The organism is Lysobacter daejeonensis GH1-9, from assembly GCF_000768355.1.
Lineage (GTDB): Bacteria > Pseudomonadota > Gammaproteobacteria > Xanthomonadales > Xanthomonadaceae > Aerolutibacter > Aerolutibacter daejeonensis.
Map to the genome: position 1 here is coordinate 81,528 of NZ_AVPU01000005.1, position 23,895 is coordinate 105,422.

Genomic DNA, 23,895 nt, shown 5'->3' on the forward strand with positions numbered 1-23,895 from the left:
GGTGGCTGCGGTGATCCTACGTTGCAGACCAGCCGAACAGCTTCACCTCGTCGTCGCGGGACAGCGCCAGCATCCGCTCGAAGCGGAACCCCAGGCCTTCCAGCAGGCGCGCGGAACTGGCGTTGCCCGGCGAGGTAATCGCGACGATGCGCTGCAGTCCAAAGTCGCGTGTGGCGTGCTGCAGCGTCGCGTGTGCGGCCTCGCGCGCATAGCCGTGGCCCCAGTACTGCGGTAGCAACGCGTAGCCGATGTCCACGTCGTCCAGCGTGTCGCGCTTGATCAGGCCACACATGCCCATCGCCGCGCCGTCGTTAGCGCGCTCGATGCAATACAGACCAAAACCGTGCTGCTCGTACATCGCCAGCGGGCCGTTGCGCAGGTAGTCGCGTGCCCCGTCCAGGTCGCGTACGCCCTTGTCGCCGATGTTCTCCAGCCACGAAGGCTGGTTCACCAGGTCGAGGATGAAGGGGGCGTCATCCAACGTGAGGCGACGCAGGCGCAGGCGGTCGGTGGTGAGGGGCGTCAAGGCCAAGGCTCCGGAGAGAGGAGGGCACAGCATACGGTGCGGGGAGCTGGACCCGCACGGCGGTGCAGCCGCGTCGGGTGTGCCGCCGCCGAGACGCGATCAGCCGGGCCGCAGCGTGGTGAACAGCCCGCGCGCCGCGTTGATCCGCGATGCCGCGTCTGGCAGCTCCAGCTTCAACCGCAACTTGTCCGGTCCGTCCATCTGGTAGAGCTTGGGTTGGCCCTGGATCATGCGGATGATCGCCATCGGATCCACGTTGGGCTTTTCCACGAACTGGATACGACCGCCGGAGGCGCCGATGTCCAGTTTGCGGATGCCCAGCGCGGTGGCCTGCAGCTTCAGCTCGGCTACGGCGAACAGGTGTTTCGCGGGATCGGGGAGCAGGCCGAAGCGGTCGATCATCTCCACCTGCAGTTCGCGCAGTTCGTCCGGGTTGCGCGCGCCGCTGATGCGCTTGTACAGCGTCAGGCGCGTGTGCACGTCGGGCAGGTACTCATCGGGAATCAGCGCCGGCACGTGCAGCTCGACGTCGGCGCCGCGTGCTTCGTGTCCGTCCACGTCCGGCAGCTTGCCTTGCTTGATGGAGTTGACCGCGCGTTCCAGCAGTTCGGTGTAGAGGCTGAAACCGACTTCGGCCATCTGCCCACTCTGGTCTTCGCCCAACAGCTCGCCGGCGCCGCGGATCTCCAGATCGTGCGTGGCGAGGGTGAAGCCGGCGCCCAGTTCGTCCATGGCAGCGATGGCGTCGAGGCGCTTTTTGGCGTCGGAGGTGATCGACTTCTTGTCCGGCACCACGAGGTAGGCGTAGGCGCGATGGTGGCTGCGGCCCACGCGGCCGCGCAACTGGTGCAATTGCGCCAGGCCGAACTTGTCGGCGCGGTTGATGATGATGGTGTTGGCATTGGGGATGTCGATGCCCGACTCGATGATGGTCGAGGCCAACAGCACGTTGAAGCGCTGTTTGTGGAAGTCGAGCATCACCCGCTCCAGCTCGCGCTCGGGCATCTGGCCATGGGCCACGCCGATGCGCGCCTCCGGCACCAGCTCTTCCAGCTGGCGCTGCATGCGGCCGATGCTCTCCACGTCGTTGTGCAGGAAGTACAGCTGGCCACCGCGCGACAGCTCGCGCTGGAAGGCCTCGCGCAACTGCGCGTCGTCCCAGGGCACCACGAAGGTCTGTACCGCCAGGCGATGCGCCGGCGGGGTGGCGATGATGCTCAGGTCGCGCAGGCCGGCCATCGCCATGTTGAGCGTGCGCGGGATCGGGGTCGCCGTCAGGGTCAGTAGGTGCACGTTGGCGCGCAGTGCCTTCAGCGCCTCCTTCTGGCGTACGCCGAAGCGTTGCTCCTCGTCCACGATCACCAGACCGAGGTCCTTGAAGCGCACGTCGGGCTGCAGCAGGCGGTGGGTGCCGACGATCACGTCGATCTTGCCCTCGGCCACCTTGGCCAGCTCGACCTCGATTTCCTTCTTGCTCTTGAACCGCGACAGCACTTCCACCTTCAACGGCCAATCGGCGAAGCGGTCGCGGAAGTTGCGGTAATGCTGCTCGGCCAGCAGTGTGGTCGGCACCAGCACCGCCACCTGCTTGCCACCGGCCGCGGCGGTAAACGCCGCGCGCACCGCGACTTCGGTCTTGCCGAAGCCCACGTCGCCGCAGACCACGCGGTCCATCGGTTGGCTGGAGGCCAGGTCGCGGATCACCGCTTCGATGGAGGCGTGCTGGTCGGGCGTCTCCTCAAACGGGAACGCGGCAGCGAATGGCTCGTACATGGCGCGATCGATGTCGATGGCCAGCCCCGCGCGCGCCTGGCGCTTGGCCTGGATCTCCAGCAGTTCGGCCGCCACGTCGCGCACCTTCTCGGCGGCCTTGCGCTTGGCCTTGGTCCATTGTTCGCCACCCAGCGAATGCAGCGGCGCGGTCTCCGGCGAAGCGCCGGAATAGCGGTTGATCAGGTGCAATTGTGCGACCGGCACGTACAGCCGGTCGCCCTTGGCGTATTCGATCTCGAGGTACTCGCCCTTCTCGCCGCCGGCCTCGAGCACGATCAGGCCGCGGTAGCGGCCGACGCCGTGGTCCTCGTGGACGATGGGTGCGCCTTCGCTCAGTTCGCCCAGGTCGCGGATGATCGCTTCTGGCTCGCGGCCGGCACGCTTGCGGCGTCGCGGCTGCGAGGCGCGGTCAGGGAACAGCTGGCGCTCGGTAAGCACCGCGATGGCGGGCGTGTCGATGGCGAAGCCGTCGTCGAACGGCGCGACGGCGATGGCAAAGCGCGGAGCGCCCTCGGTGCCGGGGGTGGACGTGCCGCCATCAAATGGCGTCGCCGCCGCAAACGCGGCCCAATCGGCCAGCACGGTCGGCTGCAGTTCGGCTGCGGCCATAAGCTCAAGCAGCGCCTCGCGGCGGCCGGGCGAGTCCGCCGCCACCAGCACGCGACCGGGATAGCTGCCCAGGAACGACTTCAGCGCGGCGCCGGGCACGGCATCCTTGGCCGCGATCGGCAGCGCCGGTGCCGGCTGGTCGCCGAGGGCGTGGGCGCGTTCGCGTTGCGGATGGCCTTCCCCGCACAGCTCGACACGATCGCCCTGGTTGAGCCGCTCGCGTAGTTGCTGCGGCGAGAGGTACAGCGCATCCGGCGGCAGGATGGGGCGCTCGATGTCGTGGCGGCGCTGCTCGTAGCGCTCACCGGTCTGGTGCCAGAACTGGTCTGCGGCCTCCAGCGCGCCATCGGCGATCACCGGCAACGCCGACGTGAGCAGGTAATCGAACAAAGTGGACGTCTGCTCGAAGAACAGCGGCAGGTAGTACTCGATGCCCGCTGGCGCGGCACCGGCCTTCAGGTCCTGGTACAGCGCACTGCGCCGCGTATCCAGGTCGAAACGGTCGCGCAGGCCGTCCATCGCGCGCTTGAGCGCGGCTTCGTCCAGCGGTACCTCGCGGCCGGGCAGCAGCTTGACCGCGTCGATCTTGTCCAGCGAACGCTGCGATTCGGGATCGAAGCCGCGGATGGTGTCGATCTCGTCGTCCAGCAGCTCCACCCGGAACGGCATGTCCGCGCCCATCGGGTAGACATCGAGCAGGCCGCCGCGCACGGCAAAGTCACCCGGGTCCAGCACCTGCGGCACGTTGCGGTAGCCGGCGGATTCCAACCGGCGTTTCTCCGCATCCAGGTCCAGGCGCTGGCCCACGCGCACGTCGAAGCTGCCACCCACGACATGCCGCACCGGCGCCAACCGTTGCAGCAGCGAATGCACGGGGACCACCACGATGCCGCGCTGCAGCGAGGGCAGGCGGTGCAATGCCGCCAAGCGCTGCGACACGATGTCCGGGTGGGGACTGAAGATGTCGTAAGGCAGCGTCTCCCAGTCGGGGAACGCCAGTACCGCGATGTCCACCTGCCCGGCCAGCAACGTGTGCAGGTCGGATTCCAGCTGGTGCGCGCTGTGGTTGTCCTTGGCGACCACCAGCAACGGCCCGGCATGCGCCGCGGCGGCGGTCGCCAGATGGAAGGCCAGCGCCGACGGCGAAGCCGGCTGCTTCCACCAGGCGCGGGACTGGCCCGGCTTCGGCAGGGGCGGGGTGGGGAAACGCGGCTTGGACATCAGGTGCAATCCCGGGAAAGCATCAGCGCCGCCGGCGGACTGGCCGCCAGCGTCAAAGGCGCCAGTTTACGCGAGCGGCCCGAGTGAGCCGCCGCCATTGGATCGGGCGGACGCTGATCGAGCTGCCGTAGGCCACGGGACGGACACCGACGGGCCTCGCCCGCGGCGAGGGCGGACGTCGCCTCAGTCTTCCTTCGCGTCGTTGAGGTTCAGCACCACGCGCACCAGCCCCGGAGCATCCTGCTGGAACTCGCGCTGGAACCCGAGCGACTCCGCCAGTTGCAGCATCGGCAGGTTGTGCTCGAACACGTCGCCGTAGATGCGCTCGACCTTCTTGCCGCGCGCCCATTTCACCAGTCGGGTCATCAGGTAGCGCCCCAGGCCCATGTGCGAAATGAAGTGGCTGACCAGGATCGCGTATTCGGCGTCCTTGCCATTGTCATCGATGGCGATGCGCGCGACCGCGCCGACCAGGGCTTCGCCCGGCGGCAGTGGCTCGGCCGCGACGAGCGCGAACTCGGTTTTCGGGTTGAGGCGGGTGAAGCGATCCGCCATCTCCGAGGTCAGTTCGGTCAGTGAGTACAGGAACCGCTGCCGGACCTCCTCGGGCTGCAGCAGCCCGAAGCTGGCGCGAATCGGCTCGGCGTCCTCCGGACGGATCGGACGGATGAGCACTTCGCGACGATTGGGGAGCACGATGCGTTCGTGCCAGGGGGGGAGTCGTTCTCGCGCAGCCATGGGCGGATATTGGCACACTAACGGTTAATCCGATCTTCATCTGGTGCTTACACATGGAAGGCGTTGCGCTGTCGGCCCAGGACCGGGCGCGACCGCCCACCCTTGGCGAGGCGTTGCGATTCTGGTGCCTGCTCGGCTGGATCAGCTTTGGCGGGCCGGCGGGGCAGATCTCGATCATGCACGCCGAGCTGGTCGACAAGCGTCGCTGGGTGGATGAAGCGACGTTCCTGCGGGGCCTCAACTTCTGCATGTTGCTGCCGGGGCCGGAGGCGATGCAACTGGCCACGTGGCTGGGGTGGCGACTGCATGGCGTGCGCGGCGGCGTGGTCGCCGGCAGCCTGTTCGTGCTGCCGGCGGCCGTGCTGCTGGCGGCACTGTCGTGGGCGTACGTGCGCTTTGGCGAGGTGCCTGCGGTGGCCGGCGTGGTCTTCGGCCTGCAGGCCGCCGTGCTGGGCCTGATCGTGCATGCCGTGCAGCGGGTCGGCAGCCGAGTGCTGCGCACGCCCTTCGCATTTGCATTGGCCCTGCTGGCCCTGGTGGCTATTGGCTGGCTGCGCTGGCCCTTCCCCCTGTTGCTGTTCGTGGCGGCGCTGGCCGGATGGGGTGCGTCGCGCTGGCGCCCCGGATGGCTGGCCGGGACGGGGCATGCAATGCCGTCGGGCCAGGTCGCCATTGGGGCGGGGGCATCGGGCCGGGCCGCAGTGCGTACCGGCCTGGTCTGCACGCTGCTGTGGCTGGCGCCCATCGCGCTGCTGGGGGTGGTCCTCGGTTGGGACAGCACCGCCTTTGGCATGGGCTTGTTCTTCAGCAAGGCCGCGTTGGTGACCCTGGGTGGCGCGTATGCGGTGCTGCCCTACGTGGCCGAGCAGGCCGTGCATCAGCACGGTTGGCTCGATGCGACCCAGATGCTGGCCGGCCTCGGGCTGGCCGAGACCACGCCGGGGCCGCTGATCCTGGTACTCGAATTCGTCGGCTTCGTCGGCGGGTGGCAACATCCGGACTTGCCCTCACCGCTGGCGTCGGCGCTGCTCGGGGCTGCGGTGACTCTATGGGCCACCTTCCTGCCCAGCTTCCTGTTCGTGCTGACAGCGGCACCCTGGATCGAGCGCATCGCGACGTGGCGGTGGGCGGCGGCGATGCTGTCAGGGATTACCGCCGCCGTCGTCGGCGTCATCGCCAGCCTCGCGCTCTGGTTCGGCTGGCGACTCGGTATGTCGCAGTCGTGGCAGGAAAACGTTCTGGCCGGCGCGATCGCGCTGCTGGCGTACCTCGGCCTGGCGCGGTGGCGTTGGCCGGTACCGCTGGTGGTGGCCGGGGCGGCACTTACAGGATGGATGGTGCAGTCGCTATAGCGACCCCGCAGGCGCCGACTCCCGCGAGTCTCAGCGCTCGGTCTTCAGCCACTCCACGCGCGCACTGGCGCCGGCGGTTTCCGCCAGCACGTTGGCCACCTTCGCCAATGCCGGCTTGAGTTGCTGGTCCAACTGCCACGGCGGATTGACCACCAGCATGCCGCTGCCGTTCATGCGCAGCGGCGAATCGTCTTCGCGCACCATCAGTTCGGCTACCAGCGACGACTTCGCCGGCAGAGTCGCGGCGCGCCGGAAGAACGGCTGCAGCGCGCGCCGCAGTTTGATCGGGTACCACACTGCGAAGATGCCCTGCGGCCAGCGGGTCAATCCATCGCGCAGTCCGCCGATGATCGCGTCGAACTCGTCCAACTGGGCTTCGTAAGGAGGGTCCACCAGTACCAGGCCGCGCGCGAACTTCACCGCACCAATCCGCGGTGGCAGCATGGCCTTCATGGCTGCGTAGCCGTCACGCTCATGCACGGCCACGCGGGGTTCACGGGCGAAATTGGCCTTGAGCTGGCCGGCTTCTTCCGGGTGCAGCTCGCAGGCGGCGATGCGGTCCTGTTCGCGCAACGCGTGCGCCAGCAGCCAGGGCGAGCCCGGGTAGGCGGCTGCGCCGTGCTCGTTGCGGCAGGCGCGCACGGCTTGCAGGTAGCGCTGTACCAGTGGGTCGGCCGGGGCTTCGGCCACCAGCCGTCCGATGCCGCCCTGGGCCTCGCCGGTGCGCTGGGCGGAGTTGCTGTCCAGCGCGTAGAGGCCGCGGCCGGCGTGGGTGTCGAGCGCGAAAATCGGTGTCGGCTTGGCGGTCAGCGCATCGCAAAGGGCCAGCACGGTCAGGTGCTTGAGGACGTCGGCATGGTTGCCGGCATGGAACGCGTGGCGATAGTTCATGCGCATAGGGTAGCCCGTCGGCCGCCGGGCTTGCTCTAATGCGGGCATTACCCACCGTTGAGGGGCACGATGCCGCGGATCCTGCTGGTCGAAGACGAGGCGGCGATCGCCGAGACCGTGGTGTACGCCCTGCGTGCCGATGGCCTGGCCGTTTCCCATTGCCTGAGCGCTGGCGATGCACTGCGCCTGGCGGGCACCGAAGGCTTCGATCTGGCCATCCTTGACGTGGGCCTGCCCGACATGGGCGGGTTCGCACTCTGCCGGGAGCTGAGGCGCGAGCGGGACCTGCCGGTGATCTTCCTGACCGCGCAGGCGGCCGAGGCGGATCGTGTCCTCGGGCTGGAGATCGGCGCGGACGACTACGTGGCCAAGCCGTTCTCGTTGCGCGAGCTGGTGGCGCGGGTGCGGGTGGTGCTGCGGCGCACGCAGGCGCCGGCACCCGAGGGGTTTCGCTGCGTTGCAGGGTTCGAACACGATACCGAGGGCCATCGAATCCGCTATCGCGGCCGTGTGCTGGACCTGACGCGCTACGAGTACGGTCTGCTGGCTCAGTTGCTGCACCGTCCCGGCGCGGTGCTGTCGCGTGCACAGCTGATGGACCGGGTGTGGGGTGATGCACTCGACAGCGGTGACCGCACCATCGACACCCACATCAAGACCCTGCGCGCCAAGCTGCGCACGGTCGATGCGGACACGCCCGATCCGATCCGTACGCATCGCGGGCTGGGCTATTCGTTGGTGGTGGACTGACGTCGCCGTGAAGATTGGCCTGCGGATCTTCCTGGGGTACTTCCTCGTCGTCGCGATGGCGGCGCTGCTGTTGGGGCGCGTGTTCGTCGCCGAGGTCAAGCCGGGCGTGCGCCAGGCGATGGAGGACACGTTGGTGGACACGGCCAACGTGCTGGCGGAGTTGGCCACCGATGACTTGTTGGCGGGCCGGATCAACGACGGTCGTTTCGCCAGCCGGTTGCGGGGCTTGTCCGGCCGTGATTTTGGTGCGCAGATCTGGGGTTTCCAGAAGCGCGACAGCCAATATCGGGTGTACGTGACCGATGCCAAGGGCATCGTGGTGTTCGACACCGATGCACGCGACGGCCGTACCGGCGCCTTGGGCAAGGACTACTCGCGTTGGAATGACGTCTACCTGACGCTGCAGGGCCGTTACGGCGCGCGCTCGACGCTGGCCGACCCGGACGACCCTGACTCCAGCGTGATGCACGTGGCCGCGCCGATTCGCGATGGCCAAGGCAGGATCGCGGGCGTGCTGACCGTGGCCAAGCCAAACCGTTCGATCGCGCCCTTCATCCAGCGCAGCCAGCTCAAGGTGTTGCGCTGGGGCATGGTGCTGATGGGGATGTCGCTGCTGATCGGTCTACTGGCAGCGTGGTGGTTGTCCCGCCAACTGGGGCGCTTGCGCCGCTACGCACAAGCCGCCACCGCCGGTGAGCGCGTCGTGTTGCCGGACGTGCCGGGTGAGTTTGGAGAGCTGGGGCGCGCGCTGGAGACCATGCGCGTCCGCCTGGACGGCAAGCAGTACGTTGAGCACTACGTGCATACGCTGACGCACGAGTTGAAGGCGCCACTGGCGGCGATCCGCGGCAGCGCCGAGTTGCTGGAGGACCCGATGGCGGAGGCCGATCGGGCCCGCTTCATTGGCAACATCCGTGGGCAGGGGGAGCGGATGGCGCAGATGATCGAGAAATTGCTCGCGCTTGCCGCCATCGAACACCGCCAGCAGCTGGAGCGGCCGGAGCCGGTGATGTTGTCGACCCTCGCGCAGGACGTGTTGGAGCAGTGCGGCGGCCCCGGCGCGAAGGGGGACGGGCGGATTCGCTTGTCATTGCCGTCGACCGGGTTGGCCGTGCTCGGCGATGCCTTCCTGCTGCGCCAGGCACTGCTCAACCTCGTCGAGAACGCACTCGATTTCTCGCCAGCGGACGGCCTGGTGGAGGTGCATCTGCAGACCAGCGCGGGGCGCGCGCGCTTTGAAGTGTTCGACCGCGGCCCGGGCGTACCGGACTACGCCCGCGAGCGGGTGTTCGAGCGCTTCTACTCCCTGCCGCGCCCCGGCGGTGGTAGCCGCAGCAGCGGCCTTGGCCTGTGTTTTGTCGCGGAGGTTGCGGACCTGCATGGCGGGCGCGCATCCCTGGACAACCGTGAAGGGGGTGGGGCGGTCGCAACGCTTGAGCTGCCCCTGGCGTCGCAGGGATGAGCTGACGCTGCAGCGTCCCCCGCCCCGTCGCTTGCCGCGTGCCGGGAAGGCGCGTGACGCGCACTTCACTCCCACTTCACCGTCGCGACATCGGCCACGCACCAACAGCAGCGATCCTGACCGCCAACCCACGCAAGGGGGCGGGACATGCGGTTCTGGATCAAGTTGGTTTTTGTATTCGCGATGACATTGGCGATCCTGGTGCCTTTGGCGCTGATCGATGGCGTCATCGACGACCGGCAACGCAATCGGGCCGAGGCGGTCGAGCAGATCTCCGCGACCTTCGCTGACGCGCAGGTGTTCGGCGGGCCGGTGCTGGTGGTGCCCTACACCGAGTCGGTGGAGGTCGACGTTGCCGCTGCCGAGGGCGGCACGCGCAAGGTGCGCCGCGACGAACAGCGTCAGTGGGTCTTCTTCCCGGATGCGCTGGAGGTGGGCGGGCCGATCAAGCCGTCCACCCGTCGGTTGGGGCTGCATGCGGTGAGGGTCTATGAGTGGGCAGGGCGGGCCGACGCGCGTTTTGCCGTCGATATTCCCGCCACCAGCGACCCTCTCGCCAACCGGCGCATCGGCCGGCCCTGGCTGAGCTATGGCGTCGCCGATGTGCGCGGGCTGGTGGGGGCGCCACGGTTGAGCATCAATGGCGCTCCGGTCGCAGTCCTGCAGGGCCAAGGCGCGCGCGATGAGGCTGGCGTGCATACGCGACTGTCGGCGCCGCTGCCCGGGTCGCGGATGCAGCTGTCAACGCGTCTGGACCTCGTGTTGGGCGGTACCGAATCGTTGTCTCTGGTGCCCATGGGCCAGCAGAACCGCTTCGCATTGGCGTCCAGTTGGCCGCATCCGCGACTGGCCGGCAAGTTCCCCGCGCGCCAGCCGCGCATTGGCGCCGACGGGTTTTCCGCCCGGTGGGAGATATCCGCATTGGCGGCAGATGCGCAGCGCCAGTACCTCGGCGGGCGCGGCCTGGTCAGCGGCGTCGATGCTGTCAGCGTGTCCCTGGTCGATCCGGTCAACGCTTACACGCAGGCCGATCGCGCCATCAAGTACGGCATCCTTTTCGTACTGCTGACCTTCGTCGGCTTCTTCATGCTCGAATTGCTGCTGCAGTTGCGCATCCACCCCATCCAGTACGGGCTGGTTGGACTCGCATTGTCGATCTTCTTCCTGCTGCTGGTCAGCCTGAGCGAGCACATTGCGTTTGGATTGGCGTATGCACTGGCGAGTACCGCATGCGTGGCGCTGATCGGGTACTACCTGTGCCACGTGCTGGGCAGCGTCCTGCGCGGCGTCGGGTTCGCGATGATGCTCGGCGCACTGTATGCCGCCCTGTATGGCCTGCTGATCTCCGAGGACAACGCGTTGCTGATGGGCTCGCTGCTGCTGTTCGTGATCCTGGCCGCCATCATGACCGCCACCCGGAAGGTGGACTGGTACCGGGCCGGTGCCACGGCGCCTCTCGCCGCCGGCTGACCTAGAATCCACGCCATGAACGCACGATCGATCACGGTCCGCACTCTGGTGGGCGATGCCATCGCCCCCTACGTGGACGACCTGGCGCGCCTGCGCAGCCAGGTCTTCCGGGAGTGGCCTTACCTGTACGCAGGCAGCGCCGCCTACGAGGCCGAATACCTGCAGGTGTATACGCGCAGCAAGCGCAGCGTCGCGGTACTGGCCTTCGATGGGGCCCGCGTCGTCGGCGCCTCGACTGGCCTGCCGCTGGCGGAGGAGTCGGGTGCCTTCATCCGCCCCTTCGCGGCGGCAGGCTACCGGCCTGAGTCGACCTTCTATTGCGGTGAGTCGGTACTGTTGCCGGCCTACCGTGGCCAGGGGCTGGGTCACCGCTTCTTCGATGAGCGCGAGGCTCATGCGCGAGCGCTGGGTGGTTTTGCGTCGACGGCCTTCTGCGCGGTGGACCGCGATCCGGCCGATCCACGCCGGCCCCAGGCGCATCGCGACAACGATGTCTTCTGGCGCAAGCGCGGTTACGCCCCGGTGGCCGGCATGCAGGTGGCGCTGCCATGGCCCGAGGTGGGGGCCGACGGTGACGTCGCCCATACCCTGACCTGCTGGACCCGGCCGCTGGAGGTGTTCTGGTGAGAGTTGCCGTAGCCAAATACACGATCGATGCCCCGGCCGACTTCGAGGCCTTCGCCGGCAAACAGACGGCCTGGCTGGAGGAAGCGCGCTCCGCTGGTGCGTCCCTCGCGGTGCTGCCCGAGTACCTGTCACTGGAGCTGGCGGCCAGCTTCGACGCCAGTGTGCGCAGCGATCTGATCGCGTCACTCGCCGCCACGCAGGAATACCACCCGCGCTGGATGGCATTATTCTCCGACTTGGCCCAGCGCGTGGGACTGCACGTGATGGCGGGCAGCTTCCTGCTGGACACGGGGCTGGCCCGCTACCGCAACCGGAGCTACCTGTTCGCACCCGATGGCACCCACGTCTGGCAGGACAAACTGCAACTGACGGGGTTCGAGAAGGCGACGGGTGTCATCGAGCCCGGTGATGCGCTCAAGGTGTTCGACGTGGGCGAGACGCGTGCGGCCACGGCCATCTGCTACGACAGCGAATTTCCGCTGCCGGTGCGAGCCCAGTGCGAGGCTGGCGCGCGCCTGCTGCTGGTACCCAGCTGCACCGACACCGAGGCCGGGGCCACGCGGGTGCGCGTGGGATGCATGGCCCGCGCGCTGGAGAACCGGTGCTTCGTCGCGCAGTCGGTCACGGCCGGTCAAGCCTCCTGGAGCCCCGCACTGGACGAAAACACCGGTGAGGCCGCCCTCTATGCGCCGATGGATGTGGGCTTGCCGGCCGATGGCGTGCTGGCACGCACCGACGGCGCGCAGCGCTGGGCGGTGGCGGACCTGGACTTTGGCGCCCTGCAGGCCTCCCGCGCGCAGGCGCAGGTGGCCGTGGACCGCGACTGGCCCGGCCAGTGGCGGCCAGAGATCGCTCGCGCTCGGCTGGCGCCCTTCGGGTGAGGCGGGGGCCTCAGGCGAACAACGACACGCCCGGCACCAGCCACAGCGACAACGCGGCCAGGGCAGAGCCAATCCCGGTCGCCGCCATCACGTCGCTCGGGTAATGCAGGCCCAGCGCCACGCGTGAGGTAGCCACGCTCGCGGTAAATGGCACCAGCAACCAGCCCAGTCCCGGGTAATGCGCCATGGCCACCAGGGTGAAGGCCACCGCGTGCAGGGTATGCCCCGAGGGGAAGCTGAATTCATCCAGCGGCGCCACCCACGCCTGGATGCGCCGATCCGAGGCGAACGGACGGGGCCGCCGGGTCCACCGCTTCAGCAGCCGGTACAGCGCGAGCGCGATGACGCCCGTCGCGGCCAGATGCGCGGATGCCGCCAGCCCGTCCATGCCCTCGGCCACCACCAATGCGCCCATCAACACGTACCAGAAGACACCGTCGCCCAGTCGGCTGATCGCGGAGAAGTACGCCCGGGACGCCCCCTTCGCGCACAGCCGGTTGATCCGCAGGCACCAGCCGGACTCGCCGGCCACGAAACGCTCACGCCACGGCTGTCGATGCATTGTGTCCTCCCGCCCGTAGGCTTTGCAGGATGTCGTCGAAATCGGAGGCCACCTGTTCGGGGCGCAGGCCCTCCACCGCGCGTCGGGCGGCCTGCGCCATCGCATCGCGCAACGAATCGTCACTTGCCATGCGCACGGATTCGCGGATGAAACGCGCATCGTCGCCTCGCGCTACCGCCGCACCGTGCACGCCATCCTTGATGTGCTCGCGCGCGGCGCCGTAGTCGAAGGCCACCGTTGCCACGCCACTGGCCATCGCCTCCAGCGTGACGTTGCCGAACGTCTCGCTGTGGCTGGGAAACAGGAACAGGTCGCCGCTGGCGAAATGCCGGGCCAGCGATTCGCCACGCTGCACGCCGGCGAAGACGAAGTCTGGATTGGCCTGCTGCAGCCGTGCCTGCGCGGGTCCGGCCCCGACCCAGACAAACCGCGCTTCGGGTCGCAACGCCCGCACGGCTCGGAACGCCTGCACGGCCAGTTCGAGATTCTTCTCCGGCGCAATGCGCCCCACGTAGATCACGGCCAGTCCCTCCGTGCCCACGCCCCATTCCCGCCGGAGGCCCTCATCGCGGCGCATGGGGTGGAACAGGGCGGTGTCCACCGCGCGCGACAGCCGCACTACGTTGGCGAAGCGCTGCCCGCCGAGGAAACCCGCCAACTCGCGCGTGGGCACCAGGGTGGCGTTCGCGGCATTGTGGAACCGGCGCATCCATCCCAGCGCAGTGCCTTCGAGGAAACCCACGCCGTAGTCGCGCATGTACTCGTCGAAGCGGGTATGGAAACCGGTGGCCACCGGGATGCCAAGCCGACGCGCCGCCCTCACGGCCGACCAGCCCAGCGGCCCTTCCGTGGCGACATAGATGGCGTCGGGGCGCCGCGCGCGCCAGTGGCGGAGCAGGCGCCCGGTGATTGGCAGGCCGAAGCGCAGGCCCGGGTAGCGGGGGATCGGCAGGCCGGGTGCGAGCAGTTCATCGCCGCTGTCGCGAAGCTCTGTCGCCTGGCGCGGACGCACCAGGGCCACGTCGTGCCCGCGGGCGCGCAGGCCGTGCTCCAACCCCTGCACGGTCAGCGCCACACCGTTGACTTCCGGTGGGTAGGTCTCGGTGACGATGGCATAGCGCATGCGCGGCTCCCGGTTTGGGAGAGCGTCGCGCGGTCCGGTTAACCGGTGGTGTCAGCCTCATGACCGCGCGGTGACCGCGGTCGTCTTGAGGTCACGCAGTCACGCCATCTCGATGCGCAGGGCGATCCCGAGCCCGGCCATGTCGTCGGGCTCACCCAGCAGGTCGGCCTTGAGCAGCGGGCGGGCGTCGAGCCAGCGCTTGGACAGCGTCAGGGTCAGGCCCGTCGGCGAGGCGACTGCTTCCAGCGTGGGGATGGGCGTGGCCTCGTGGGCGCGGTGGATCAGCACGGCCAGTCGCAGCAGGACCGCACTGCGCCGCGCCGCGGACAGCAGGCGGTCGGGCAGTGCATCGAACGCGCTCTTGGGTACCTTGCGGCGATGCGTGCGCACCAGCGCGGCCAGGAACTGCTGCTGCTGGCGCGAGAAACCCGCGATGTCCGAATGCTCGAGCACGTACGAGCCGTGCACGTGGTACTGGCTGTGGGCGATGACCAGGCCGAGCTCGTGGAGCATCGCGGCCCGGCGGAGCAGCACCCGGTCGTCCTCGTCCAGCTGCCACGCCTCGGCTACCTGGTCGAACAGGTGCATGAGCGTTGCCTCCACGCGCGCCGCCTGCGGTCGGTCGATGCCGTAGCGCTCCATGAGCGCTGCCACCGCCGCATCGCGCGGGTCGTGGGCGCCGCCACGGCCGACCATGTCGTAAAGCACGCCTTCGCGCATTGCCGCCTTGCTCACGGCCATGCGCTCCAGGCCCAGCGCGTTGAACGCCGCCTCCAGGATCAGCACGCCACCGGCAATGATTGGCCGGCGATCCGCCGAAAGCCCCGGCAGGTCGATGGCGTCGATGCGATCGGCCTGCAACAGGCGGTCGCGGACCACGGGCAGTGCCTGCGCGGTCACCGCGCCTTTCGTCAGCTTCATCGCCGCGCAGATTTCGCCAATGGCCTTGTTGGTGCCCGAGGCTCCCAACGCCTCCTGCCAGCCCAAGGCCCGGTACGTGCCGGCGAACTGCTGGAACTCCGCGGTCACCTCCGCTAGTGCATCCTTCCAGCGCTTGCGCGTCAGCTTGCCGTTCTCGAAGAAACGGCGTGTGGTGGCGATGCAGCCCAGCTGCAGGCTCTCGCGCTCCAGCGCGTCGAAACCGCGGCCGATGATGCACTCGGTCGAGCCACCGCCAATGTCGATCACCAGGCGCAGCTGGCCATCCTTCGGGGGCTGCGCGTGTGCCACGCCAAGGTAGATCAGGCGTGCCTCCTCACGGCCCGCCACCACTTCGATGGCATGCCCCAGCGCACTTTCGGCCGGCATCAGGAATGCCTGCGGTGCCGCCAACCGGCGCACCGTGTTGGTGGCGATGGCCCGCACGTGGGAGGGCGGCACGTCGCGCAGCCGCTGGCCGAAGCGGGCCAGGCATTCCAGCGCGCGGTCGCGGACCTCCGGGTCCATCCCGCCCTTGCGGTCCAGGCCCTCGGCCATGCGCACGGTCTCGCGCAGGCGGTCCACCACCCGCAGCTGCCCCAGCAACTGCTGGGCCACCACCATGTGGAAGCTGTTGGAGCCCAGGTCGACGGCAGCGAGGAGGTCGCCGTCCTTCAGCGGGAGGCGAGCAGCATGGAGGACGGCATTCATCCGCAGATTTTCGCCAATAAAGTGGCCTGTGCGGAATGGGGGGGCTCGCCCTCGGCGGGCTGCAGGCGCTCGTAGCGGCCATCCGGCTGCAGCATCCAGGCCGACACATTGTCGCGCAGGTAGTTGTCCAGCGCCTCGTCATACACGCGCTGGGCCTGCGACGGATCGCGCACCGGGAAGCACGTTTCCACCCGCCGCAGCAGGTTGCGTTCCAGCCAGTCGGCGCTGGAGCACAGCAGGTCCGGCTCGCCGTCATTGGCGAACCAGTACACCCGGTGGTGCTCAAGGAAGCGACCCACGATGGAACGCACGCGGATGCGGTCGGACACCCCCTCGACCCCGGGGCGCAGGGTGCAGGCACCGCGCACGATCAGGTCGATTTCGACGCCCGCTTGAGAGGCGCGGTACAGCGCGCGGACCACCTGCGGTTCGTTGAGGGCGTTCATCTTGGCGATGATCCGCGCCGGCTTGCCCGCCCTGGCGTGCCGGGTTTCGCGGTCGATGCGCTTGAGCACGCCCGAGTGCAGCGTGAACGGCGATTGCAGCAGGCATTTCAGCTTGGTCGCCGGCGCCAGGCCCGACAACTGCTGGAACACCATGTGCACGTCGGCACCAATGTCGGCGTCCGCCGTGATGAGGCCGATGTCGGTGTAAACCCTGGCCGTACCGGTGTGGTAGTTGCCGGTGCCCAAGTGCACGTAGCGGCGCAGCTTGCGCCCTTCACGGCGCACGATCAGCAGCATCTTGGCATGGGTCTTGTAGCCCACCACGCCGTACACCACCTGCACGCCGGCCTCCTGCAGCCGGTCCGCCAAACCCAGGTTGGCCTCCTCGTCGAAGCGCGCCCGCAGCTCCACGACGGCGGTCACGTCCTTGCCGTTGCGAGCCGCCTGCACCAGGTGCTCGACGATGGGCGAATCCTTGCCGGCGCGGTACAGGGTCTGCTTGATCGCCAGCACGTTCGGGTCTTCGGCCGCCTGGCGCAGCAGTTCCAGCACCGGCGTGAAGGCATCGAACGGGTGGTGCAGCAGCATGTCGCCCTGCGCCACCGTGTCGAACATGGCTTCGGTGCCCACCGGCAGCCGCGCCTGGAACGGGGTGAACTTCAGGTCTGGCCGCTGCACCAGGTCGTAGACCTGGATCACGCGGTTGAGGTTGACCGGCCCGTTGATGCGGTACACCGCGTGTTCGGGCAGGTCGAAGTTCTCCAGCAGCGTGCGCACGATGGCGTCCGGGCACTGCTCGGCGATTTCCAGCCGTACCGCCCGCAGGTAGCCGCGGCCGACCAGTTCATCGCGCAATGCCAGCGCGATGTTGTCCACTTCCTCCTCGTCCACCAGCAATTCGGAGTTGCGGGTGACGCGGAACTGGTACGCACCCTTGACCCGCATGCCCGGGAACAGTTCGTCGACGAAGGCCGACAGCATGGCCGACAGGAACACGAAGTCATGCTCGCCGCCGGAGACTTCCTGCGGGATCTGGATGATGCGCGGCAACGAACGCGGGGCGCGCACGATGGCGAGGTGGCCGGCGCGCCCGAACGCGTCCTTGCCTTCCAGCACCACCACGATGTTCAGCGACTTGTTGAGGATCTTCGGGAACGGATGCGCGGGGTCCAGGCCCAGCGGCGACAGCACCGGCATGATTTCGTCACGGAAGCAGGTGCGCAGCCACTCGGTCTGCTGTTCGCTCCACGCCTCGCGCGCCAGCACGCGCACTCCCGACTCGGCCAACGCCGGGCGCAGCGTGTCGTTCCAGCAGGCGTACTGCTGCTGCACCAGTTCGGCCGCACGGTCATGGATGCGGGTCAGCACCGTCGCCGGTGCCAGCCCGTCGGCGCCCGGTGCCAGCCCGAGGTCATGGGCGTGGTGCAGGGTGCCGGCGCGGATTTCGAAGAACTCGTCCAGGTTGGTGCAGGAGATGCACAGGTAACGCAGCCGCTCCAGCAGTGGCACCTGCGGGTCCATCGCCTGGGCCAGCACGCGGAAATTGAAGTCCAGCTGCGACACTTCGCGGTTGAAATACAGCGAGCGGTCACGCAGCGGATCGCGCTCGGCGGTCGGATCCACCGGCGCGACAGACGGCAGCTGGATGTTCATGGCAATACCTCCAGGGCCTCGCGCGGGCGCACGCGCTCAGCGCCGAATTGACAGGAAAACGTGCTGCCGCGGCCCACTTCGCTGGTGACCAGCAGGCGTGCCTGGTGCAGGTTGAGCACGTGCTTGCAGATGGCCAGGCCAAGTCCGGTGCCGCCGCTCTCGCGCGAGCGACTGGTGGACACCCGGTAGAAACGCTCGGTCAGGCGTGGCAGGTGATGCGCCGGGATCCCGTAACCGGTGTCGCTCACTTCCAGTACGGCGCCAGGCCCTTCGCGCCGAAAGCGGATGTGCACGCTGCCGCCTGCGGGGGTGTAGCGGATCGCATTGCTGACCAGGTTGGAGAAGGCGCTGTGCAGTTCCTTGTGGCCGCCCCACAGGTCCACGCCGGCGGTGTCCTCCACCGTGACCTGGTGGCGGCCCTGGCTCAACGCGTTGGCCTCGCGCGCCAGGGTGTTGAGCATCGCGCTCATCGCCACCGACTCCTCCTCAGGCAGGCTGCCCTGGGACTCCAGCCGCGACAGCGTCAGCAGGTCTTCCACCAGTTGGGTCATGCGCTGTGATTGCCGTTGCATCTCGGCCAGCATCGGTGCCCAGTCGGGGTGCTCTTCCGGGTCGAGCATGTCGAGGTACCCGTGCACCACCGTCAGTGGCGTGCGCAGTTCGTGCGAAACGTTGGCCACGAAGTCGCGGCGCATCTGTTCCAGGTGAAGCAGCCGGCTCACGTCGCGCGCCACCAGCAGCCACAGGTTCTCGGAGTAAGGAATCAGCCGCAGGCTCAGGGTTACCGACGAATTGACGGGGGAGGGCACCTCCAACGTCTCCGCGTGGCGGCCGGCAGCCAACCAGTGCGCCAAGGGCAAGGGGTGCAACCGCTGTACGAGGGGCGCCCCCATGTCCTTCGGATATTGCATTCCCAGAAGCGGCTTGCAGGCCTCGTTGAACCACAGCACCCGCTGGCTCAGCCGGTCCACCACGACAATGCCGTCGGGCAGCGCGGCGGCCGCGGCGCGGTAGGCGCGGAGCATCTCGATCAGGCGGCGTTTGCGCGTGCGCATCTCCGACTGGCTGCGATACAGCAGCCGGTCGAGCTCGTTCCATACGCCTTCGCCCAGGGGAGGGGTCAGTCGCTGCCGTGCGGTGAGCCGCAGCAGCACGTTGCGCAGTCGCCAGTAGTGCCAGGCCACCACACCCAGGGCGGCCAGGGTGATCACCGGCCAAGGGTGGCCAATCGCCAGGCCCGCGGCGGCGGCCGCGAGCAGGATCAGGGTCAGCTGGCCCAGTGTCTTCAGCCAGGCGGAGCGCGTGCGAGGAGGCATGCCCCGAGTTTAGACGGCCAGCGACGCGGAAAACCGGTACCCGGCGCCTCGAACCGTCTGCACCATGCCGTCGAGCTGGTGCGGCTCCAGCGTCTTGCGCAGGCGGCGGATGTGCACGTCCACCGTGCGCTCCTCCACGTACACACTGCCGCCCCACACGTGGTCCAGCAGTTGGGTACGGGTGTACACGCGTTCGGGGTGGGTCATGAAGAAGTGCAGCAGCCGGTACTCGGTCGGACCGATCTGCACCGGCTGGTCGCCAGCGAACACGCGGTGCGCCGCACCGTCGATGCGCAACGACCCCATGCCCACGCTGCCGTCCTCGTCGTCCTCGCGCGAGCGGCGCAGGACGGCGCGGATGCGTGCCAGCAGCTCGCGCGCCGAGAATGGCTTGACCACGTAATCATCCACGCCGGCCTCCAGGCCGCCCACGCGGTCATTCTCCTCGCCGCGCGCGGTGAGCATGATGATCGGGATTTCGCGGGTCAGCGATTCCTTGCGCCAGCGCCGGGCCAGTTCCAGCCCGCTGGTGCCAGGCAGCATCCAGTCCAGCAGGATCAGGTCGGGCACGTGGTCCGCAATGGCCGCCTGCGCCTCGCGCGCGTCGCCGGCATGCACAGGCTCGTATTCGCCCTTGCGCAGGGCGAAGGCCACCATGTCGCGGATGGCGGGCTCGTCTTCGACAATCAGGATGCGCTTCTGCACGCGGTCACCGGGGGAGTGTGGGCTGTGACGGCTTCCGGTGACCGCTGCGCCAGGGCCGGCGCACGATCACCTGCGATACGTCCTGTACCGCGAGAGCCCGCTTGCGGGGCTCCCCGAAGTGGTGTCAGTACACTACCGTTTTGTGACGTCCCTGTGACAGCGTCGCATCAGTGTCATCGACGGTCCAGGACCTCGTCACGTACGCCCTGGCGCCGCAACTCCAGCACCACCGGGGTGATGGCTGCGATCCGCGACTCGATCCGCGCCCGGGCGTAGTAGTCCAGTTCCGGCCGCTTCTTCAGCGTATTGAGCTGCACCAGCGCCTGCTCCGGGCGACCGCCCAGGTAGGCGGCTTCGGCATACGCTTCGCCTGCCCGCACCGGATCCTCGGCGATCTCGCTGGCACGGGCAAACGTCTGCTGGAACACCGGGTCCTGGGCCGAGCGCGGCAGCAACGGGCGCAGCAAGGCCTGTGCGCGTTTGCCCGCGGCCACCGTATTGCGCTCGCCCAATGCACGGGCATAGGTCAGGGCAATGGCGCGGTCATTCGGGCCGCGATGTACCAGCGACTCAAAGCGGGCATCGGCAGCCGCGTGGCGGCCGGCTTTCGCCTCGGCTTCGGCCAGCGCCAGTTCCAGCCACTCGTCGCGTGGCTGCTGCGCCAGCAGGCCCTGCAGCAGGTCGATGGCTGCCGCCGGCTCATTGGCGCGCAGGTGGGCGATGGCCTTGCCATAACGTTGCGCGGGATCCAGTTTGCCGGTCTTGGCGAGGCGCTCGTATTCCTGCACGGCGTCCCGCGGCGTGTCTGCACTGAGCGCGCGCAAGCGCTCGCGCGCGAATTCGAACCGCCCGGTGCCGCCGGATTTCAGTGCGCCCCCGCTGACCTGCAATCCCTGGGGAAGCAGCGGGTTGTTGCTGGTGCCGGGCGCGATCACCGCTGCATGCGAGTTCCCCGCGATCAGCCGGGCGCGGTCCTTGGCCTCGCTGATGCGGGTGATGGTGACCGGGTGGGTCATCAGGAACTCCGGCGCCTCGGTGCCGTAGTAACTGGCACCGTTGGCGCGTGAGCGCTGCTGCAGCTTGCCGAAAAAGTCGGCGATGGCCATCGGATCGTAGCCGGTGCGTGCCAGCGACTGGATGCCGAGCCGGTCGGCCTCATGCTCGTTCGAGCGGGTGTAGTCGATCTGCCGTTGTTGCATCAGCCCCATGGCCGACACCATCGCCGCCTGGGCCGCGTCGTCGGACGAATTGCCCCCGGCCGACTGCGCCACCACGATTGCCCCCAGCATCGCCAGCAGGATCGGCAGCTGGTCCTTCTGCGCCCGTTCCACCGCGCGCAGCACATGGTCCTGGGTCACGTGGGCGATTTCATGCGCCAGCACGCCCGCCACTTCGTCTTCCCGGTCCGCAGCCAGCACCAGTCCGGCATTCACGCCGACATAGCCGCCCAGCGTGGCGAAGGCGTTGATCTCGCGCTGCCGCATCATGAAGAAGGTATACGACTGCCGCGGGTTGTCGCTGCTGGCGCCCAGCCGTGTGCCCAGCGAGTCCAGCCAGCCCTCCACCAGCGGGTCGTCCAGGATGTAGTCGTAGTGGCGCAGCTGCGCCAGCAGCATCCCGCCGTATTCCTCCTGCTGTGCCGGGGTCAGCAATTCACCGGCCGAGGAGCCGATGTCCGGCAGCCGGGCCTCCTGCGCAGGGGCCCCAAGGCTGGCCAGCGCGTAGGTCAGGGCGGCGGTGAGCGGTAAAATGCGGCGCAAGCGGGCATCCTTTCGGTAGGGCGGGATGGGTGCGTGCCAGCATGCCGTCCCCCGCGGTCGGGCGGGTGAATAGCCGATTAAGCACTCCGGTTAAGCACCCCAGTGTTCTACTGGCGATATGGAAAGCCCGCCATGGCAGGCCCATATTCGACCACAGCCCTCCCCATGAGTTCACGGAGACCCTCTTGAGCCAGTCCACCGCCCCCGAGATCACCATCTATTCCACGGCCGTCTGCCCGTACTGCGTGGCCGCCAAGAACTTCCTCAAGAGCAAGGGTCAGTCGTGGACGGAAGTCCGCATCGACCTGGACCCGGCCGAGCGAGAGAAGATGGTGGCCCTGACCCGCCGCACCAGCGTGCCGCAGATCTTCATTGGCCAGACCCACGTCGGTGGCTACGACGACATGATCGCGCTGCACCGCGCCGGTGGTCTGGAGCCGCTGCTCGCCGGGGCATCGGCGTGAGCGGCGCGCAGGACAACGGCGGCCCGGTCGAAGGCGACCGCGTCGCCGAGTTCACCGCGTTCCGCAAGCGGATGAACGAACGCATCCTCGCCGAGCCCAACCAGGTGGTGCGGCGCTTCTTCGCGCTGGATACCCAGACCTACCAGGCCGGCGCATTGGACGTGAAGACCAAGGAGCTGCTGGGACTGGTCGCTTCGCTGGTGCTGCGCTGCGACGACTGCATCAGCTACCACGTCGCGCAGTGCAAGGAAGCCGGCGTCAACCGCGACGAGATGTTCGAAGCCTTCTCGGTGGGCTTGGTGGTGGGCGGCTCCATCGTCATCCCGCACCTGCGTCGCGCCGTGGATTTCCTCGACCGGCTGGAGCAGGGCGACGTACAGGCCCCTGCCGGGCACGACCACGGCTGATCGAGGGCGGGCAGCCCTTCGGTCATTCCACGGTGGGGGCGGCAGTTGCATTGGCCCGCGTGAAGCCAGGGTGGCCGCTGCAACAGTCACGGCCGCCCCTGCAGCGCTTGGGTGGCCGTCTCGCCGCTTTCCGCGGCGACCGGCTGGATCCCTTGCGCAGCAAGGCCTCCAGCGCCATCTCCGACCATTGGCCAATGGTTGCGCCTGAAATGAAGGTGGGTTTTCGGGCATAATTCGCCGGTTAACCATCCGGCGCCGTATTTCCCCCTTGGCGCCCATCAGTCGGAAGAAGACCCCCTATGACGCAGACGATTACGGTCATCCGTGGCGACGGCATCGGCCCGGAGATCATGGACGCCACCCTGCACGTGCTCGACGCCATGAACCTCGGCCTGCAGTACGAGTTCGCCGACGCCGGCCTGGTCGCGCTGGAAAAGCACGGCGAGCTGCTGCCGCAGGCCACCATGGACTCGATCCGCAAGAACCGCATCGCGCTGAAGTCGCCGCTGACCACGCCAGTGGGCGAGGGGTTCTCCTCGATCAATGTCGAGCTGCGCAAGCGCTTCGACCTGTACGCCAACGTGCGTCCGGCCAAGTCGTTCCCCAACACCAAGTCGCGCTTCCCGTCGGGCGTGGATCTGATCACCGTCCGCGAGAACACCGAGGGTGCCTACATCGGTGAAGGCCAGGCGCTGTCCGAAGATGGCGAAGTCGCCACCCTGACCCAGAAGATCACCCGCCGTGGCTCCGAGCGCATCGTGCGCTACGCCTTCGAACTGGCCCGCAAGACCGGCCGCAAGAAGGTCACCGTGGTGCACAAGGCCAACATCCTCAAGTCGACCTCGGGCCTGTTCCTCAAGACCGCGCGCGCCGTGGCCACCGAGTACCCGGACATCGAGTGCAACGAGATGATCGTGGACAACACCTGCATGCAGCTGGTGATGCGTCCGGAGCAGTTCGACATCATCGTCACCACCAACCTGTTCGGCGACATCATCTCCGACCTGTGTGCCGGCCTCGTCGGCGGCCTGGGCCTGGCCCCGGGCGCCAACATCGGCACCGATGCGGCCATCTTCGAGGCCGTGCACGGCACCGCCCCGGACATCGCCGGGCAGGGCAAGGCCAACCCGTGCGCGCTGCTGCTGGGCGCCGCGCAGATGCTCGACCACCTGGGCATGCCGGAGAAGGCCACCAAGCTGCGCGAGGCGATCATCGCCACGCTCGAGGCCAAGGACAACCTGACCCCCGACCTGGGCGGCACGGGTACCACGCAGAGCTTCGCCGAGGCGATCGCCAAGCGCGCCACGGCCTGAGGTCAATGCAACCCAAGGGAGCCAGCCATCGGCTCCCTCTCTCACGGGGCGCCTTCGGGCGCCCCGTGCCGTTTTCGGCGGCCCACAGGGGCCTTGCCGGCGGTCGGCCACGAGGGCGTCCCCGCGCGTCCGTGAATGACCCAGTCGGGAGCGGACACTGTTCTGTCCGTGGCCTCGACACGCCCGGACTCGGCCCTCAGAATGGCAATCTTTGTTC

The 23,895-nt window shown here is 68.2% G+C and carries 20 protein-coding genes; 9 read left to right on the forward strand and 11 right to left on the reverse strand.

Annotation, left to right across the window (positions count from 1 at the left end; all coding sequences use genetic code 11):
* Positions 1-16 precede the first annotated feature (16 nt).
* The 3 genes from N800_RS04400 to N800_RS04410 form a co-directional block, all read right to left on the reverse strand.
* Positions 17-526 (reverse strand): GNAT family N-acetyltransferase, encoded by a 510-nt coding sequence (locus tag N800_RS04400; RefSeq protein WP_036135298.1) that lies wholly within the window; start codon positions 524-526, stop codon positions 17-19.
* Between the two features lie 99 nt (positions 527-625).
* Positions 626-4,129, reverse strand: coding sequence for a transcription-repair coupling factor (gene mfd, locus N800_RS04405; RefSeq protein ID WP_036135299.1), 3,504 nt, complete (start codon positions 4,127-4,129; stop codon positions 626-628).
* A gap of 183 nt (positions 4,130-4,312) precedes the next feature.
* Positions 4,313-4,867, reverse strand: coding sequence for a GNAT family N-acetyltransferase (locus tag N800_RS04410; RefSeq protein ID WP_036135301.1), 555 nt, complete (start codon positions 4,865-4,867; stop codon positions 4,313-4,315).
* 53 nt (positions 4,868-4,920) lie between these two features.
* On the opposite strand from N800_RS04410, the gene chrA reads away from it, so the two are divergent.
* Positions 4,921-6,219 carry a chromate efflux transporter gene (gene chrA / locus N800_RS04415; RefSeq protein WP_036135303.1) on the forward strand — a complete coding sequence of 433 codons (1,299 nt, stop codon included), beginning with the start codon at positions 4,921-4,923 and terminating at the stop codon, positions 6,217-6,219.
* A 30-nt stretch (positions 6,220-6,249) separates the two neighbouring features.
* Here chrA and N800_RS04420 read toward each other — a convergent pair whose 3' ends face one another.
* Positions 6,250-7,110, reverse strand: coding sequence for a 23S rRNA (adenine(2030)-N(6))-methyltransferase RlmJ (locus N800_RS04420; RefSeq protein WP_036135463.1), 861 nt, complete (start codon positions 7,108-7,110; stop codon positions 6,250-6,252).
* Between the two features lie 69 nt (positions 7,111-7,179).
* Here N800_RS04420 and creB point away from each other — a divergent pair, with 69 nt between their 5' ends.
* The 5 genes from creB to N800_RS04445 all read left to right on the forward strand — a co-directional run bounded on the left by creB (position 7,180) and on the right by N800_RS04445 (position 12,300).
* A complete protein-coding gene (gene creB, locus N800_RS04425) occupies positions 7,180-7,860 on the forward strand; it encodes a two-component system response regulator CreB (RefSeq protein ID WP_036135304.1) in 681 nt (226 codons plus the stop codon).
* A gap of 7 nt (positions 7,861-7,867) precedes the next feature.
* A complete protein-coding gene (gene creC / locus N800_RS04430) occupies positions 7,868-9,322 on the forward strand; it encodes a two-component system sensor histidine kinase CreC (protein ID WP_036135306.1) in 1,455 nt (484 codons plus the stop codon).
* Between the two features lie 147 nt (positions 9,323-9,469).
* Positions 9,470-10,792 (forward strand): cell envelope integrity protein CreD, encoded by a 1,323-nt coding sequence (creD, locus tag N800_RS04435; RefSeq protein WP_036135307.1) that lies wholly within the window; start codon positions 9,470-9,472, stop codon positions 10,790-10,792.
* 15 nt (positions 10,793-10,807) lie between these two features.
* On the forward strand, positions 10,808-11,419 hold the full coding sequence (locus N800_RS04440) for a GNAT family N-acetyltransferase (protein ID WP_036135309.1): 612 nt from the start codon (positions 10,808-10,810) through the stop codon (positions 11,417-11,419).
* Positions 11,416-12,300: a carbon-nitrogen hydrolase family protein gene (locus N800_RS04445; RefSeq protein WP_036135310.1), complete on the forward strand. Its 885-nt coding sequence runs from the start codon at positions 11,416-11,418 to the stop codon at positions 12,298-12,300. The genes N800_RS04440 and N800_RS04445 overlap by 4 nt, the downstream gene beginning before the upstream one ends.
* Before the next feature lie 10 nt (positions 12,301-12,310).
* On the opposite strand, the gene N800_RS04450 is transcribed toward N800_RS04445, so the two are convergent.
* From N800_RS04450 to N800_RS04480, 7 genes are all read right to left on the reverse strand, one after another.
* Complete coding sequence (locus N800_RS04450) at positions 12,311-12,862, reverse strand: phosphatase PAP2 family protein (protein ID WP_036135312.1); 552 nt, start codon at positions 12,860-12,862, stop codon at positions 12,311-12,313.
* On the reverse strand, positions 12,840-13,985 hold the full coding sequence (locus N800_RS04455) for a glycosyltransferase family 4 protein (RefSeq protein ID WP_036135314.1): 1,146 nt from the start codon (positions 13,983-13,985) through the stop codon (positions 12,840-12,842). The genes N800_RS04450 and N800_RS04455 overlap by 23 nt, the downstream gene beginning before the upstream one ends.
* Positions 13,986-14,084: 99 nt before the next feature.
* On the reverse strand, positions 14,085-15,614 hold the full coding sequence (ppx, locus tag N800_RS04460; protein ID WP_036135315.1) for an exopolyphosphatase: 1,530 nt from the start codon (positions 15,612-15,614) through the stop codon (positions 14,085-14,087).
* The gene (gene ppk1 / locus N800_RS04465) at positions 15,611-17,713 is read right to left on the reverse strand and encodes a polyphosphate kinase 1 (protein ID WP_052107914.1); all 2,103 of its coding nucleotides are present in this window, start codon (positions 17,711-17,713) and stop codon (positions 15,611-15,613) included. Before ppk1 ends, ppx begins: the two co-directional genes overlap by 4 nt.
* Complete coding sequence (gene phoR, locus N800_RS04470) at positions 17,710-19,029, reverse strand: phosphate regulon sensor histidine kinase PhoR (protein WP_036135317.1); 1,320 nt, start codon at positions 19,027-19,029, stop codon at positions 17,710-17,712. Before phoR ends, ppk1 begins: the two co-directional genes overlap by 4 nt.
* Before the next feature lie 9 nt (positions 19,030-19,038).
* The gene (phoB, locus tag N800_RS04475; RefSeq protein ID WP_036135318.1) at positions 19,039-19,734 is read right to left on the reverse strand and encodes a phosphate regulon transcriptional regulator PhoB; all 696 of its coding nucleotides are present in this window, start codon (positions 19,732-19,734) and stop codon (positions 19,039-19,041) included.
* A 173-nt stretch (positions 19,735-19,907) separates the two neighbouring features.
* A complete protein-coding gene (locus N800_RS04480; protein ID WP_036135320.1) occupies positions 19,908-21,494 on the reverse strand; it encodes a M48 family metalloprotease in 1,587 nt (528 codons plus the stop codon).
* A gap of 185 nt (positions 21,495-21,679) precedes the next feature.
* Here N800_RS04480 and grxC point away from each other — a divergent pair, with 185 nt between their 5' ends.
* The 3 genes from grxC (at position 21,680) to N800_RS04495 (ending at position 23,678) form a co-directional block, all read left to right on the forward strand.
* Complete coding sequence (grxC, locus tag N800_RS04485) at positions 21,680-21,958, forward strand: glutaredoxin 3 (RefSeq protein ID WP_036135322.1); 279 nt, start codon at positions 21,680-21,682, stop codon at positions 21,956-21,958.
* A 71-nt stretch (positions 21,959-22,029) separates the two neighbouring features.
* A complete protein-coding gene (locus tag N800_RS04490; protein ID WP_232227544.1) occupies positions 22,030-22,365 on the forward strand; it encodes a carboxymuconolactone decarboxylase family protein in 336 nt (111 codons plus the stop codon).
* Positions 22,366-22,664: 299 nt separating this feature from the next.
* Complete coding sequence (locus N800_RS04495; RefSeq protein WP_036135325.1) at positions 22,665-23,678, forward strand: isocitrate dehydrogenase; 1,014 nt, start codon at positions 22,665-22,667, stop codon at positions 23,676-23,678.
* The last annotated feature ends 217 nt before the right edge of the window (positions 23,679-23,895 follow it).